This window comes from Clostridium cadaveris (assembly GCF_020911725.1).
GTDB classification, from domain to species: domain Bacteria; phylum Bacillota; class Clostridia; order Clostridiales; family Clostridiaceae; genus Clostridium_X; species Clostridium_X cadaveris.
This window is the reverse complement of record NZ_CP076620.1, coordinates 1,375,774-1,390,542: the sequence shown is the minus strand read 5'-3', so window position 1 is coordinate 1,390,542 and position 14,769 is coordinate 1,375,774. Positions and strand designations below refer to the sequence as shown.

The 14,769-nt window shown below is 30.1% G+C and carries 14 protein-coding genes; 4 read left to right on the top strand and 10 right to left on the bottom strand.

Annotation, left to right across the window (positions count from 1 at the left end):
* Positions 1–8: 8 nt before the first annotated feature.
* The gene (locus KQH81_RS06420) at positions 9–1,373 is read right to left on the bottom strand and encodes a DALR anticodon-binding domain-containing protein (RefSeq protein ID WP_230029121.1); all 1,365 of its coding nucleotides are present in this window, start codon (positions 1,371–1,373) and stop codon (positions 9–11) included.
* Positions 1,374–1,617: 244 nt separating this feature from the next.
* Between KQH81_RS06420 and KQH81_RS06415 the strand changes: the two genes are divergently transcribed.
* The gene (locus tag KQH81_RS06415) at positions 1,618–3,126 is read left to right on the top strand and encodes a Ppx/GppA phosphatase family protein (protein ID WP_074844237.1); all 1,509 of its coding nucleotides are present in this window, start codon (positions 1,618–1,620) and stop codon (positions 3,124–3,126) included.
* A gap of 44 nt (positions 3,127–3,170) precedes the next feature.
* Here the strand turns inward: KQH81_RS06415 and trmB are convergent, their stop codons facing one another.
* From trmB to KQH81_RS06390, 5 genes are all read right to left on the bottom strand, one after another.
* Entirely contained in the window at positions 3,171–3,806 is a 636-nt protein-coding gene (trmB, locus tag KQH81_RS06410; protein WP_230029120.1) for a tRNA (guanosine(46)-N7)-methyltransferase TrmB, read from the bottom strand.
* Positions 3,807–3,831: 25 nt separating this feature from the next.
* Entirely contained in the window at positions 3,832–4,479 is a 648-nt protein-coding gene (locus KQH81_RS06405) for a site-2 protease family protein (protein ID WP_230029119.1), read from the bottom strand.
* 94 nt (positions 4,480–4,573) lie between these two features.
* Complete coding sequence (locus KQH81_RS06400; RefSeq protein WP_074844244.1) at positions 4,574–5,590, bottom strand: hypothetical protein; 1,017 nt, start codon at positions 5,588–5,590, stop codon at positions 4,574–4,576.
* Positions 5,591–5,610: 20 nt separating this feature from the next.
* The gene (locus KQH81_RS06395) at positions 5,611–6,648 is read right to left on the bottom strand and encodes a phosphodiester glycosidase family protein (protein ID WP_074844250.1); all 1,038 of its coding nucleotides are present in this window, start codon (positions 6,646–6,648) and stop codon (positions 5,611–5,613) included.
* Between the two features lie 199 nt (positions 6,649–6,847).
* Positions 6,848–8,224: a PhoH family protein gene (locus KQH81_RS06390; protein ID WP_027637899.1), complete on the bottom strand. Its 1,377-nt coding sequence runs from the start codon at positions 8,222–8,224 to the stop codon at positions 6,848–6,850.
* Between the two features lie 185 nt (positions 8,225–8,409).
* On the opposite strand from KQH81_RS06390, the gene KQH81_RS06385 reads away from it, so the two are divergent.
* Together KQH81_RS06385 and KQH81_RS06380 are read left to right on the top strand one after the other, a co-directional pair.
* Positions 8,410–9,384, top strand: coding sequence for a biotin--[acetyl-CoA-carboxylase] ligase (locus tag KQH81_RS06385; protein ID WP_027637898.1), 975 nt, complete (start codon positions 8,410–8,412; stop codon positions 9,382–9,384).
* A 91-nt stretch (positions 9,385–9,475) separates the two neighbouring features.
* Positions 9,476–10,090: a 3'-5' exonuclease gene (locus KQH81_RS06380; RefSeq protein ID WP_027637897.1), complete on the top strand. Its 615-nt coding sequence runs from the start codon at positions 9,476–9,478 to the stop codon at positions 10,088–10,090.
* 42 nt (positions 10,091–10,132) lie between these two features.
* Here the strand turns inward: KQH81_RS06380 and pdaA are convergent, their stop codons facing one another.
* Positions 10,133–11,080 (bottom strand): delta-lactam-biosynthetic de-N-acetylase, encoded by a 948-nt coding sequence (pdaA, locus tag KQH81_RS06375; protein WP_027637896.1) that lies wholly within the window; start codon positions 11,078–11,080, stop codon positions 10,133–10,135.
* Positions 11,081–11,231: 151 nt separating this feature from the next.
* Complete coding sequence (pflA, locus tag KQH81_RS06370; RefSeq protein ID WP_027637895.1) at positions 11,232–11,948, bottom strand: pyruvate formate-lyase-activating protein; 717 nt, start codon at positions 11,946–11,948, stop codon at positions 11,232–11,234.
* Between the two features lie 348 nt (positions 11,949–12,296).
* On the opposite strand from pflA, the gene KQH81_RS06365 reads away from it, so the two are divergent.
* A complete protein-coding gene (locus tag KQH81_RS06365) occupies positions 12,297–13,112 on the top strand; it encodes a formate/nitrite transporter family protein (protein ID WP_027637894.1) in 816 nt (271 codons plus the stop codon).
* An 85-nt stretch (positions 13,113–13,197) separates the two neighbouring features.
* On the opposite strand, the gene pyrE is transcribed toward KQH81_RS06365, so the two are convergent.
* Both pyrE and pyrF read right to left on the bottom strand, forming a co-directional pair.
* Positions 13,198–13,878 (bottom strand): orotate phosphoribosyltransferase, encoded by a 681-nt coding sequence (pyrE, locus tag KQH81_RS06360; RefSeq protein WP_027637893.1) that lies wholly within the window; start codon positions 13,876–13,878, stop codon positions 13,198–13,200.
* A 22-nt stretch (positions 13,879–13,900) separates the two neighbouring features.
* Positions 13,901–14,767, bottom strand: coding sequence for an orotidine-5'-phosphate decarboxylase (gene pyrF, locus KQH81_RS06355; protein WP_230029118.1), 867 nt, complete (start codon positions 14,765–14,767; stop codon positions 13,901–13,903).
* Positions 14,768–14,769 lie beyond the last annotated feature (2 nt).

Sequence of the window (14,769 nt, the reverse complement as noted above, 5' to 3'; positions counted from 1 at the left end):
TAACTATATCATATTTCTTCAATAGTTTGTACTCCTATGAGCTTCATTGCATTTTCCAGCACTATTGTACTAGCTTTAATAACTTTTATTACATGAGGTTCACATAATACTTCCTCTCCTTCTAAGGATACATTAAAACTATAAAACTTATTAAATGCCTTTACAAAATCTATAACATATCTTACTATTATATATGGTTCTAGAGTGTCTAAAGCATATAAAATTTCTTTATTAAATTCACCTAAAATTTCAATCAATTCACGTGAGTACATATCTATAGAATTTGGAATCTGAGTACTGAAATTTATTTGTTTTGATTCTCTCAAAACTTTAATTCCTTTTATATAAACCTCTTCTACACAAAGATGACTTTCATAATTAAAATTCATGATATTGTTCCACAAAATCACCTTGTTTTTTTCTCTAGAATCTTTCATACAAGAAAATATAATCCTTCCTTTTAATAATTTGTAATCTATTCCATTTTCAAATTTTACAATTCCTAAACTTGCATACTCTAAAGAAGCCTTGCCCAATTCCATTTTTATAATATTTAAAGCCTTGCACAACTTCTTAAAATAGATATTGTCATCTTTTCTTCCAATGATTACACACTTATCAAAATTAAGAATTTCTTTTTCATAAAGGAGTTTTGATAGCATTATGGCTTCTAAAGATAATTCATCAGAAATATTTTTAATTATAAATGGAGACATATTATAGTCTCTAAGATCAATAACTTTTGTGCAGTTTATATTCTTTACATCTTTTCTCTTAATGATCTCCTCAGCTATATGCTCTGTTCTTTTATTGAGTAAATTGTTTTTTGCCTTATCTAAAGATTCCATACTGTTATCACAGTTCTCATTATAACGGCAGCTTGCACTGGATTTACAGTTCTCTAAAAAATTTTCGCTATTAACTTCATACCCTTGTGATTTAAATATATTGCATAAAGAATTTTTGATTATTTCCGAAAAAAAATAATTTTCCTTAGATTCTTTTGTTGCTTTAGATAAAAACTGATTAATATATACTTTCTTCCCTATTCCCTCATTAGATGTTCCATATAACTCTCCTTCTGATAAAATATTATCTATAATAGCATTCATCAATATATTTTTATTTATATAAAAATTTAAATACCCTCCAGAGATCTCTATTTTTTCAAAAAATTTATTTCTAAATCCAGACTTTATTTCCTTGGCAATTAAAACTGGAGACTTTCCAATTTTATTTATCACTTTATAGCATGGAAATGAATAATCACCAAAGGCCTTATCTCTTGGTATTTCTATTAATTCTTTGATATAATCTTGTCCTAAATTTATTAATTCATCTATAGATGCAGCCAATATAATTTTATAATTCATTCTACCCTCCAATTTCACAATCTTTATTATACAAAAAATGTCTCTTAAATAAATTTAAGAGACTATAATATCATAAAAATTAAAATTTACAGAATTATTTTTAAAAATTATATCATAGAATCTTTCACTTAACAATATAAGCTTAAATTATTCCTATATTTTCTCTTAAGATATTGCAAAATCCTTCCTTATAAAATAAGATAGTGTTATGTTGTAATTTTATTTATAAGGAGATATCTGTAATATGCATTTAGGTATAATAGACATTGGTTCTAATTCAGTTAGATTAATAATTGCTGAAATTCAAAAGAACGGTGGTTATAAAGTAATAAACGATGTAAAAGAATCTTTAAGGCTTGGAATGGATGTAGAGGTTGATGGTTTCATATCTGAAAACAAGATAAATGCAACCATAGATACTCTTAAAAATTTTAAAAATTTATGTATCTATATGGAGACTGTAGATATAATAATAGTTGCCACAGAAGCTATTAGAAAAGCTTCTAACAAAGAAGATGTGCTAGGCAGAATAAAGAAAGCTGTAAACCTTGATATTCGCCTTTTAAAAGGGGAAGAAGAAGCCTATTTAGATGGAGTTGCTGTCTTAAGTAGTTTCTACACTAAAAGATCTCTTGTAATAGATATAGGCGGTTCTAGCACTGAATTATCCTTACTAAAAGATAATCAGATATATAAATGCACATGCTTACCTTTTGGTTCAATAAATTTAACACATAGATACGGATTGAATGATATAATAATCCCTACAAAAGAAGACGAGTTAAATGCCTTTTTATTAGAAGAGTTTAAGAAGATTCCTTGGCTTCAAGAAGAAAATATAGATTCCTTAATCGCCATTGGAGGCGCTGCTCGAAATCTTGGACGTATGGATAGGAAAAGGAAAAGATACCCTTTGGATGTATCAAGTGGTTATAGTTTTTCTGATATGGATCTTACCCAAATGTTTAATATTCTTAAAAGCAAAAATTTAAAACAACGTTTAAAAGTAGATGGTATTTCAAAAGATAGAGCTGATATAATAGTTGCTTCAACTGCTATCCTTAATACTCTTGTTTCTGTGGCTAATATTAAGGATATTACTGTCAGCGGTAGAGGTTTACGCGAAGGTATTCTATGCAAATATATAAATGATAATATAGGTCCTCATAAGGATATATTAGATTTCTCTTTAGAGGCAATAATATGTGACCATAATTTAGACAGGAATCACGCTTATAATGTTTATAACTCAACACGTACATTATTTGAAGAGTTAACTCCTATGCTTGAATTAGATGATTCTTATGATAAGATATTAAAGGTAGCTTGCTTATTACATGATTCCGGCATAAGTATCAGATACTATGACCATCATAAGCATTCTTTTTATATAATATTGAATTCACCTATAAATGGACTTAGCCACAAGGAGCTTATAATGGCTGCATCTATAGCTTATTGTCATAGAAGCATAAGCGCTCAAATGAATACTATGGCATTTACAAGTATAATAAATAGAATGGATATAGAGGTTATAGATAAACTTTCGCTTCTTTTGAGAATATCTGAAGCATTAGATCAAAACATGATGGGCATTGTGAAAATAAACCGCTGTTCTATAGATGATAAAAAAGTCACTATATTCTTATCCGGACTAAAAGATCCTTCTTTAGAAATAGAAAAAGCTATGCTTAATAAAGATAAATTTGCAGAAATTTTAAAAAAAGATTTAGAAATAAAATTTGAAAGTTAATAAATAGGACTTGGGGGGATTTTATCCTCCAAGTCTTATTTTTATTATTTTAATTTTGCTATAAGACACATGGTCTTCATTCCCAATTTAGTAAACTTCTCTTCATATTCCGTCATAACATTTTCTTTAAAATCCGAATTATGTAAGTCATAAGTTGAAAATAAAATTTCAAAGCCACTTTGTGGAAAATATTCTAAAGATGCTTCAAATAGTTCTTTATCGTCAGTTTTAAACCAAACTTCCGTATCTGCTTTTATAAATTTTTTATATCTTTCCAGAAAAGTTGTATGTGTAAGCCTTCTTTTATTATGACTCTTTTTAGGCCATGGATTGCAAAAATTTATATATATCCTTCCTATTTCGTCTTTATCAAATACATCCTCTATAAATGCTATTTCTAAAGGTATAATTCTTACATTTTCTATTTCTTTCTCCTGTACATTTTTTAGTGTATATATAAGAACCTCATCTTTTATATCTATTGCTATATAATTTATGTTAGGATTATTTTCTCCATGAGTTGATATAAATCTTCCTCTTCCACATCCTAATTCCAAGTATATCGGATTAGAATTTTTGAATTCTTCACTCCATTTTCCCTTCTTTTCTTTTGGGTTAATTATAACCAAGGGGCTTTCTTCTAGCATCGGTCTTGCCCACCATTTCTTTCTTAATCTCATTTTGTCCTCCTATATATGCATATTTCTAAAACATTCCTATTTTTAATGCTAACATCAAAAGTATATTTGTTAATCTCTCTATTGGTATTCTTATTATCCCTATTATCGGAGTTAAAAGTATTATCGCTACAATGATATATCTATATTCATAATATCTATTATAATATTTGTAATAGAAGTTAGGGAACAAGTCCCTTATAACACTTCCTCCGTCAAAGCTTGGTAATGGAAGCAGATTAAAAATAAACATCATTACATTTAAATATATTGTATAATAAAACATAGTATTGACTATTGTATACAATGATGCTGACTCAATTTCTCCGCCAAATCTGTAGAACACACCTAAAATCAACGAAAAAATCACAGCTACTGCCAAATTTGCCAAGGGTCCTGCTAATGTTACTTTCAAATCATCTTTATAATAATTCTTAAATGCCCTTGGATTAGTCTCAACTGGTTTTGCCCATCCGATCTTAGCGAATATCATCAAAACAAATCCTATTAAGTCTATATGGACAACTGGATTTAAAGTAAGTCTTCCCTGAAATCTAGGTGTTTTATCCCCTAGCATATCAGCAACTTTTGCGTGAGCATATTCATGAAATGTAAAACCTATCAGCATTCCTGGAATCATACATATTGTATCTATTAAACTAAAATTCCCGAACATTTTATTTTCTCCTCCTTTAATACTATTTTATAATTATATCATTAATTTTTGTAATGAAAAAGGATTAAAACCAAAAGGTCTTAATCCTTATATACTATTTCAGTTCTACATGTTTTAGCTTTCCTTCATTTATAGTTGCTGCTGCATTTTTATAGAAATCTAAGAAGGTTCCTTCATAAGTTACTGCATTATTATTTTTTAAATTAATGATTTTTCCCTTTAAATTGTCATTTACAAATACATCACCGTCTTTAGATATATTGATATACTTAGGTGATGTCAATTCTTCTAAATCATATTTTTTCCAAGAAGCCGTATTTTCCTTTATATTACCACAATATACAGTCTTTACCTTTTCATCATTACCGTAGCCTATGTATATATTATCTTCGCTGTCTATTCCTAAAATAGTTGATTTTCCTGATTGACCTTTCACACTTAAAGTCTTTCCTTCATTTAAATATAAAGTTCCATTAATACTATCTTGATATAGAAGTATATCCTCTCTATTTAAAGTTATATAATCACCTATTCTTGAAGTTTTAAGTCTCATTCTTGTCAAATCATTATTTATTCCTATTCTATATATGCTGCTTCTTGTTTGACTAAATGTAATCTTTGCGTAAGTAACTTGAGTAAGAGTTGATGCTTCTATATCAGTAAGTTTAGCCTTAGAATCTCCTGTAGAGATTTCATTATACTTTTCTTTTTCATCTCTGCTTACATCATAATAAGATAAGGCTATGTTTCCGCCGCCCTTTTGTTCTCCTATTATCATTCTATTTCTATCATTCAGCCATTTGTAATAGGGCTCTTTTCCTTCACACTCTAATGTCTTCTTCGTACCATCCATAGTGGTTATTATAGTCATAACATTGTCTTGAAGGTATGATAAATATTTTCCATTGTAGCTCATACTCACATATTTTGCATCTTCAGGAATATTTATCGCTATATCTGCAATCTTTTCTTTCTTTTCTTCTACCTTTTTAAATTTTGCTTTACTTGCTGCATCAGTAAAAATGAAATTTTCAGCATAAAATAGCACTGATACTTGAGCAACCAAAGATATTAATATCCATATAATAATTCTCTTAACATTTTTTCTCATGGTTCTTCTCTCCCTTAGTCCTATTTTACGTATACTATAGACGGTACAGCTCTTTCTCCTAAACTGTTTGGAGGATTGTTTATAACCTCATCATTATAAAACATCGTTGAAGATGAACCTCCATCTAAGTTGATTGCATTTACAGCACCATTTTCTAACATTATATTTTGAACGTCTTTTAAAGTTGCTCCAAGACTTGTGACTCTTCTTCCATCTATTACAACTAAAAGTATAGCACCATCTGCTCTCTGACCAATTGCAGTCCTAGGTGCTATACCCCATCCGCCATCACCAGATTTTATAGTACCTTTACCTCCAGATACAAGGGTTGGTCCAAAAGTAAGTGCTTCCTTTACATTCAATTTTTTTAACTCCGCTAGAGTATGCTTTCCAACTATCATCTCACCTTTGCCAGTAAATGCCATCACATCATATTCTACACCATCACTGTCAGGATCTTTATAAACAACCTCACCATTTGATATTATAACTCCTGTAGGAACAGCTCCAGTACCAGTATAGTTTTGAGACTCATCTGGAAATCCACCTCCATTTATAGCAGCTACAGCTTTATTTGCTCTAGCTATTTCAGATGTAAGCTGTCCTTCTTTTCCAAGTTTCGCAGTATATCCAACCTTCATTCTTGTAGGATCTTTTACAACAAGCATATAACCTGTAAATTTTCCTGTACTTATATCATATCTCTCTATAGTTTCATCTTTAACAGTTGGAAGTTTAACTTCAGATACTGTAGAGTTGTAATTAACTTCCTCTATTTCTTGACCATTAAGGATTTCTTTTATCTTTTCGTCTGATAAAAATAATGTAGCTATATACTGATGATTCATAGTTGTCATTGCAGATCCAACAACGGTTGTTTTTACATTCTTAAAAGGACCGTAATATAACATGAATGGACCAGTAAGGAGGCTGAAAACAATTTCAAAAGCTATAAATCCAAAAATCAGCTTAAAATTTGTTTTTTTCTTCTTTTTTCTCTTCTTTTTTCTCCTAGTTTTGTTAGGACTAGGCCTTTTAATATTTTCATATTTTTTCATCTAATTCGTTCCTTCCTAATAATTAACTATTAGTCAACGTTTATTCTATAATAAATTTTAATTAAATTGATTAAAATTTTATTACATCTTATTATAAAGTGAATTTACACAACAAGTTTAATTATAATATAATTAAAGCGACAATTTCAATTGTAATAGGATTAAATTTTTATAAATATTATCTTAAATGATATTTATTTTATAGTCTTATGGCTCCTTCATAGGCTAACGGTGACCTTTCACACTCATCGTAATTTAGTGTTACTTGATAGCACAAAGGACTTCCTTTCATTTTTTCTGAAGCATAACATAAGCCATTAGATCTAGAATCTAAAAATGGCTGGTCTATCTGTTCAGGGTCTCCTATAAGAATAAGCTTAGATCCCTCCCCAACTCTTGTAATTATTGCCTTAATCTGTTTAGGACTTAAATTTTGGGCTTCATCAATTATAATGTATGTTTTTGCAATAGACCTTCCCCTCAAATAAGCCACAGCCTCAGTTGTTATTATATTCCTATCAAATATTTCTTTCACTTTATCTTCTAGTTCAGCCTCATTTTTATATCTCTCATTATCATCAGAATCAACCAAAATTTGAAGATTATCATATATTGGTCTCATAAATGGAGAAATTTTTTCCTGCTCAGTTCCAGGTAAAAATCCTATTTCTTCATCCATAGTCACAGTAGGCCTACATACTAAAATCCTCCTGTATTCTTTTCTACTTACCTCTAAAATTCTATTTAATCCTGCCGCTAAAGAAAACAATGTTTTTGCGGTGCCTGCAGGGCCTTTTATTATAACTAGTGGTGCTTTAACTGCACTTGTACAAAGACACTCTGTCATAAACTTTTGCCCAACATTTCGTGCTGATACTCCAAACAAAGTCATATCCTTAAAATATATAGGTACAATTTTTCTCCCATCATATCTTCCAATGGCTGTCTTTTTTAGATTATCTGTAGCTTTTATTATTAAAAATTGATTTATTTCCAACTCTGGTATTTCATATTTATCCTTTTCTTTGTTGTAAGATATTACTTCATCTTTATCTAAAATTTTATTTTTATAAAATTCATCTATATTATTAGGTGAAGTAAATACTTCTATCCTTCCAGTATACTGTTCATCACTCTCTGGAACTTCTACTTCGTAAAAATCCTCTACGTTTATATTCATCACATCTGCTTTTATTCTTTCAATAACATCCTTTGTGATAAGATATACATCTTCGCCTCTTCTCTCAAGTCCTTTACATACTTGAATTATTCTATTATCAGGTTTGTTTATATCCCATGATGATGGTATTTTAACATCATAGTTATTCATCTCAACCCTTAACATACCTCCGCTTGGCAAAGCAACTCCTTGATTTAGCTTTCCTCTCTTTCTAAATTCATCTATAATCCTCGCTGAGTGTCTAGCATTTGCCCCCAAATCACTTTTATCTTTTTTAAATTTATCTAGTTCTTCTAATACCACTTCAGGAATTACAACATCATTATCCTCAAAGGACATAATAGTTCCTGGTGAATATAATAATACATTGGTATCTAAAACATACGTCTTTTTCAAGTCACATCCTCCTTCTCATTAAATAAGCCTTCCCTTGAAATTTTTTTTGGGGTAAATTATATATCTCTACCTTATATAATATGCATAATATACTTATTAGTAGAAGTAATTAAAGTTACGTAGTATAATTTTTATAAAGACTCTCTATTTAATCTATATTTAGTTCTTATAAAGGAGGATATACTTTGAAAAATGAAGTGCTTAAAATATTAAAAAATAATATAGATAGTTATACTTCCGGAGAAGACCTAAGCAGAATTTTAGGTGTGAGCCGGACTTCTATATGGAAATATATTTCTTCATTAAAAAAGGAAGGTTATGAATTTGACTCTTCTACCAAATTGGGATATAGGCTTACTAAGTGTCCTGATATTCTAACCTTTAACGAGGTAGAAAAATTTCTTTCAACTTCATTTATAGGCAGAAATTACATACATTTTAATTCAATAGATTCAACTAACACTAAAGCTAAAGACCTTGCAAAGAAAGGATCTCCAAATGGCACTGTTGTTATATGTGAGGAGCAGTCAAATGGACGAGGAAGACTCGGTCGTTCTTGGTTTTCTCCAAAAGGAAAAGGTCTTTATTTTTCAATAATTTTAAGGCCTAATTTAAGCCCTCTCGATATATCCAAACTTACATTAGTAGGAGGAGCAGCTGTCTGGAAGGCTTTATCTTCTCTTAATATTGGCTCTGCAATAAAGTGGCCGAACGATATATTTATAAACAATAGAAAAGTTAGTGGTATCCTTACTGAAATAAGCGGTGAGCTAAACCAAATAAACTATGCTGTAATGGGTATCGGTATAAATGTGAATACATTGAAAAGCGAAATTCCTGAAGATTTAAGAGAGATTGCTACATCTTTATTAATAGAAACTAATGAGATCATTGACAGAAAGGTTCTTTTATCAGAAATACTTAATATATTTGAAAGACTTTATATAGACTTTGTAAATTCAGGTTCTTTAAAAGAATCATTACAAATATGCCGTGAAAATTCTTTAGTCTTAAACAAAACATTAAACTGTATAAGTACTAGAGAGTCTTTTACTGCTAAAGCTAAAGATATTAATGATAATGGTGAGCTTATAGTTGAGCTTTCAGATGGATCTACTAAAAATATTTTATGTGGTGAAATATCTATACGTAACTTATAATATACTAAATATCCTTTATTTATTTCAAATTTAATATATAATAATTTAGTATATACTATTTTTAAATACTTGATAATCTAAGGAGAATATAATGATTTTACTTTTTTTTGATACAGAAACTACAGATATAAAACCAGAACGAGGCAGTATATGTCAAATAAGTTATATAACTGTTGATACTTCGTTTAAGCCAGCTAAAACAGAAGGAAAAAACTTTTTCTTTACTGTAGAAGATATGTCTCCTGGCGCTGAAGAAGTCCATGGTTTTTCTTTAGAAAAGCTTTATGAATTAAGCGAAGGATTATACTTTGAAGATTTATGTCATCAATTTATAAATGATTTTAAAAATGCAGATGTTATTATAGGGCATAATGTAGCCTTTGACATAAAATTTTTAACCCATGAACTAGATAGTCTTGGCGAAAGCTTTTATCCAAAAAAGTCCTTCTGCACTATGAACTACTACAAACCTATATGCAGATTTTTAAATTCTAGAAGAGATATAAAGAATCCAAAACTTCAAGAAGTAATAGCTTTCCTTAATATAAAGGAAGAAACTATAGCCTTAAAGAGTAACGAACTTTTCAAAGGAAGCGGAAATTATCATGACGCTCGTTTTGATACTACTGCAACTTACTTAACCGTAATAGAAGGTATAAAAAAAGGTTTTATACCTCCACATTACTTTACTCAAATGATGAAATAGTATAAGGGCTTTGCAAACTAAAAAGTTATGCAAAGCCCCTTTTTATAATTCATATAAACTTTTAAATTTAAAACCTTGTGATTTCCAATATTTTATAAGCTCCTCTAATATGTCTGTGTTAGTTTTTGACATAGCATGAAGCAGATATATTCCCCCATCATGAGTTCTTTCAATTATTAAATTCTTAGCTTCTATAGGATCTGGCTGTTTATTTTCGTCATAGTCTCCATATGCAAAACTCCAGTATATAGACTTGTACCCTAATAAATTAGTATAACTCATAGATGTTTCGCTGAATATCCCCATAGGAGGCCTAAAAAATTTATCTATATCTCGACCTGTTGCCTTCTTAAACTCCTTTTCTACATCAAGAATTTCTTTATTAAAAACTTCTCTTCCTTGGGTAGCTTTTTGAGCCATAGAGGGATGTGTTGCAGAATGATTCCCGACTACATGCCCCTCATCTAACATTCTTCTAACAAGCTCTGGATGTTCTTTTATATAAGGAGATGTAACAAAGAATGCAGCTTTTACATTTTCCTTTTTTAGTACATCTAATATTCTAGGTGTATAACCATTCTCGTATCCTTCATCAAAAGTAAGATATATATTTTTTTCCGAGGTATCTCCTAAGTAATATCCATTGTATAACTTATTATATTCCATACCTTCTTTTGGCCCTAATGGAATTTCCCCATTTTTTTTCGGTGTATACCACCAACTTCTCTCGGTATTATCTAATTTTTCCTTTAAAAATTCATTATTTTTTTTGTCCTGCTCTGCAATATTCACTGATGAATTGTTATCATTTTCCTTCTTAACTTCATTATTATCGCTATCATTCGGTTTGCTATTATCGTCGCTTCCTGTTTCATTTAAATTATAATTACTATCGTATTGCTTGTCCTCCTTCACTGCCTTTCCACAACCTACAAATAGTATAGTGAGGCTAAGAACTAATGCACAAATTGAAATAAATCTCTTTAACATCTTAGTCCCTCCATAAAACATGTTTATTATATACTTTATACCACATAAAAAAAACGAAATCGTTATGAAATGTTTACAAAAAGATAAAATGCTGAGTTTAATAACCCAGCATTCTATCTTTTAATCCATGTTCATTTATTTTATATCATTACTAACAAAGTTTATTTAGGACATATTTCTCTAATTCTCTACATTTATCCTTATCCATAGCTTCAATTCCTTCAAGGCTATACTTCATACCTAAATTTTTATATTTATCCATAGCTAAAGTATGATATGGAAGAAGCTCAACCTTTTCAACATTTTTTATACCTTTTATTATATCTACCAAAGCGTCTAGATGCTCTATACTGTCTGTAATTCCAGGTACTACTACGTGCCTTATCCACAGCTTTGTACCACATCTTTGGCATGCTTCTAAAAACTTATATGTTTCATCTCCATTTTGGCCTGTTAAATTTATATAACCTTCTTTATTAACATGTTTTATATCAAGCATAACTAAATCCGTATACTTTAAGATTTCTTCATACCTTCCAATACCATATCCTGATGTATCTATTGTAGTATGTATTCCGCCTTCTTTACACAGCTTCAAAGTTTTTATTAAAAACTCTGGTTGAAGAAGAGGATCCCCTCCAGAAAAAGTTATACCACCGCCGCTGCTTTCAAAATACGGCTTAAATCTCGATACCTTTTTATAGACATCTTCAGGCGACATTATAGTTGCCCCTTCCATGGTCCATGTATCTGGATTATGGCAGTAGGCACACCTTAATGCACAACCTTTCAAAAATACTACTGTTCTTATTCCAGGCCCATCAACAAGCCCCATACTTTCTATAGAATGAATTCTACCATCCATAATTTTTCCATCCTTTTTCCCTGGTTCATAATTTCACATACAAATCAAATTATTTTATATTTTATAACTTTTATCATTTCCTTTGACTCATGTTTTTTATTATGATATTCTATTAAAGCCGACATTTTTAATACAGTTTTAAACTTTTAATTAATACAGATAAATCCTTTATATAAAAGGTTTTACAAACTTATTTTTATGTGTTTCACTTTTTATCTAAATTAAATATAACACTATTTTATAAAATTTACAATAGATTATAAGAATTTTATTTTAAATTTATAATTATTATGTGGTATTCTAATATTGGAAATATTTTAAAATTATTACATTTGAAAGGAGTTTATTAAATTGGAAAAACTTGTACTAACACCTCAAGAAACCTATGATAATGTATTAGCAGCCTATGAAAAAAAAGCTAACTATCCTTTAAAGAAAACCATAATTTTAGGATTTTTATCTGGAATTTTCTTATCTTTAGGTAGTTTTGCAGCAGCAGCAACTTCTCACAGCATCACAAACTACGGATTATCAAAATTAATATCAGGTAGCATCTTTCCTATTGGACTTATTCTAATCATATTATGTGGCACAGATTTGTTTACTGGAAATGTACTTCTTACAGTGCCGCTTTTAGAAAAGAAAATATCATTGAAAACTATGGCAAAAAACCTAATGGTTGTATATCTTACAAATCTATTGGGTGCAATAATAGTCACCTCACTTCTAATTTTTAGTGGTGCTTTTGATGCAAACTCAGGAGCATTAGGTACCTACGCTATAAAAGTTGCTGCAACTAAAGCTTCAATACCTTTTTTCAAAGCTTTATGTTCTGGCATTCTTTGTAACATATTTGTTTGTATAGCTGTATGGGGGTCATTTATTTCTAGAGACGTATTTGGTAAAATGGCTATAATATGGTTTCCTATATGTGCTTTTATAATATCTGGATTTGAGCATAGCATAGCTAATATGTATTATTTTACTGCAGGACTTTTATCTAAAGCTAGCGGATTATACGAGTTTCCTGTGGGTAAAGATATAACTATATCTGGAGCTATAAGCAATCTTATTCCTGTAACTATAGGAAATATAATAGGCGGAGCTATATTTGTAGCTTTAATGTTTTATCTTGTTTATGGACATAAAAATTCAAATGATAAATAATAATGGAAAATGATGTGACCCCCATAAATTAGACCTGAAAATCTAATTTATGGGGGTCAGTTCACAATCCAGAGGTTTCTATATATTAATTCTTTTCAGCTCCGTATAACTCATAATAAGCTTCTATATTTTCTTTCATTTTATCGTCTATTAAAACTGTACCATTTATTTCTTTATTATACAGATATTCAACCACTTCAGCCATAGTAACTATAGCACAAGGTTTGAATCCAAACTTTTCTTTTAATTCATCTAGTGCTGATACTTCTCCTTGACCTTTTTCCATTCTGTCAACAGATATTATAAGACCTATTACATCAACGTCACCTTGTTCGTTTAATATAGGCATAGTTTCGTATATTGAAGTTCCCGCCGTTGTAACATCTTCTATTATTAGTATTTTATCTTTATCCTTTATCTTGCTTCCTAAAAGAATTCCCTTATCCCCGTGATCTTTTACTTCCTTTCTATTAGAGCAATAACTTACTTCCATGTTGTATAATCTGTCTAAAGCCATAGAAGCTGCTACTGTAAGAGGGATTCCCTTATATGCAGGTCCAAACAATACATCAAAATCTTCTTTAAAATTCTCTTTTATAGCCTTAGCGTAAAATTCTCCCAATTTATTTAGCTGATGTCCTGTTTTGTAGTTTCCAGTATTAACGAAGAAAGGCGTCTTTCTTCCGCTTTTTGTAACAAAATCTCCAAAAGTTAAAACTCCACACTCTACCATAAAATCTATAAACTCTTTTTTGTAATCTTGCATATCTAAATCTCCTCTCTAGTCACTATCTTCCACAAGCTTTTCTTATTTCATCTCTCATTGATATTGCTTCTAATCTAGCATACTTTGCAAAGTTCATATCATCATCTTTTCCCTTATAGGCTAAAAGTATCTTTCTTGATGAGTTTACAACACCACCGTTACCATTTTTTAAATATATAGCTACATCTTCTGCCTTTCCACCTTGAGCACCATATCCTGGTATAAGAAAGAAAGTTTTTCCTAGTCTTTCCCTTAAAATCTTTCCTTCATCAACATGTGTACATCCTATTACAGCACCTAAATTGCTGTAGCCACACTTTGCCATAGCTCTTTCCCCTAGATTTTGAAGTTTTTCTCCAACTTTGTAGAATACTTTGTCTCCATCTTCACAGTTCATATATTGAAGATCTTGTGCTCCTTTATTAGATGTTCTAACTAACGCAAAAGCCCCCTTTTCTCCGCTTTCTAAATAAGGCATATATGGTTCTATACTATCAAGTCCCATATACGGACTTAGCGTTACAAAATCAACTTCAAAGTCCCCTTCCAAATGAGCCTTAGCATACATCTTTGCTGTATCTGCAATATCTCCTCTCTTTATATCACCTATAGATATAAGATTTCTTTCCTTTAGATATTTAACAGTTCTGCTATATGCCTTTAAGCCATTTAGTCCTAATGCTTCATAATAAGCTATCTGAACCTTGTAGCATGCCACAACATCAGTTGTAGCATCTATTATTTCTTTATTGAAGTTAAATATAGCTTCACTTAAATCCTCAAATTTATTAATATATTCTTCTGGTATATATGATGGATTTGTATCTAAACCTAAGCATACAACTCCTACTTCTTCAACTTTTTCATATAATCTATCTACTATGTTCATCA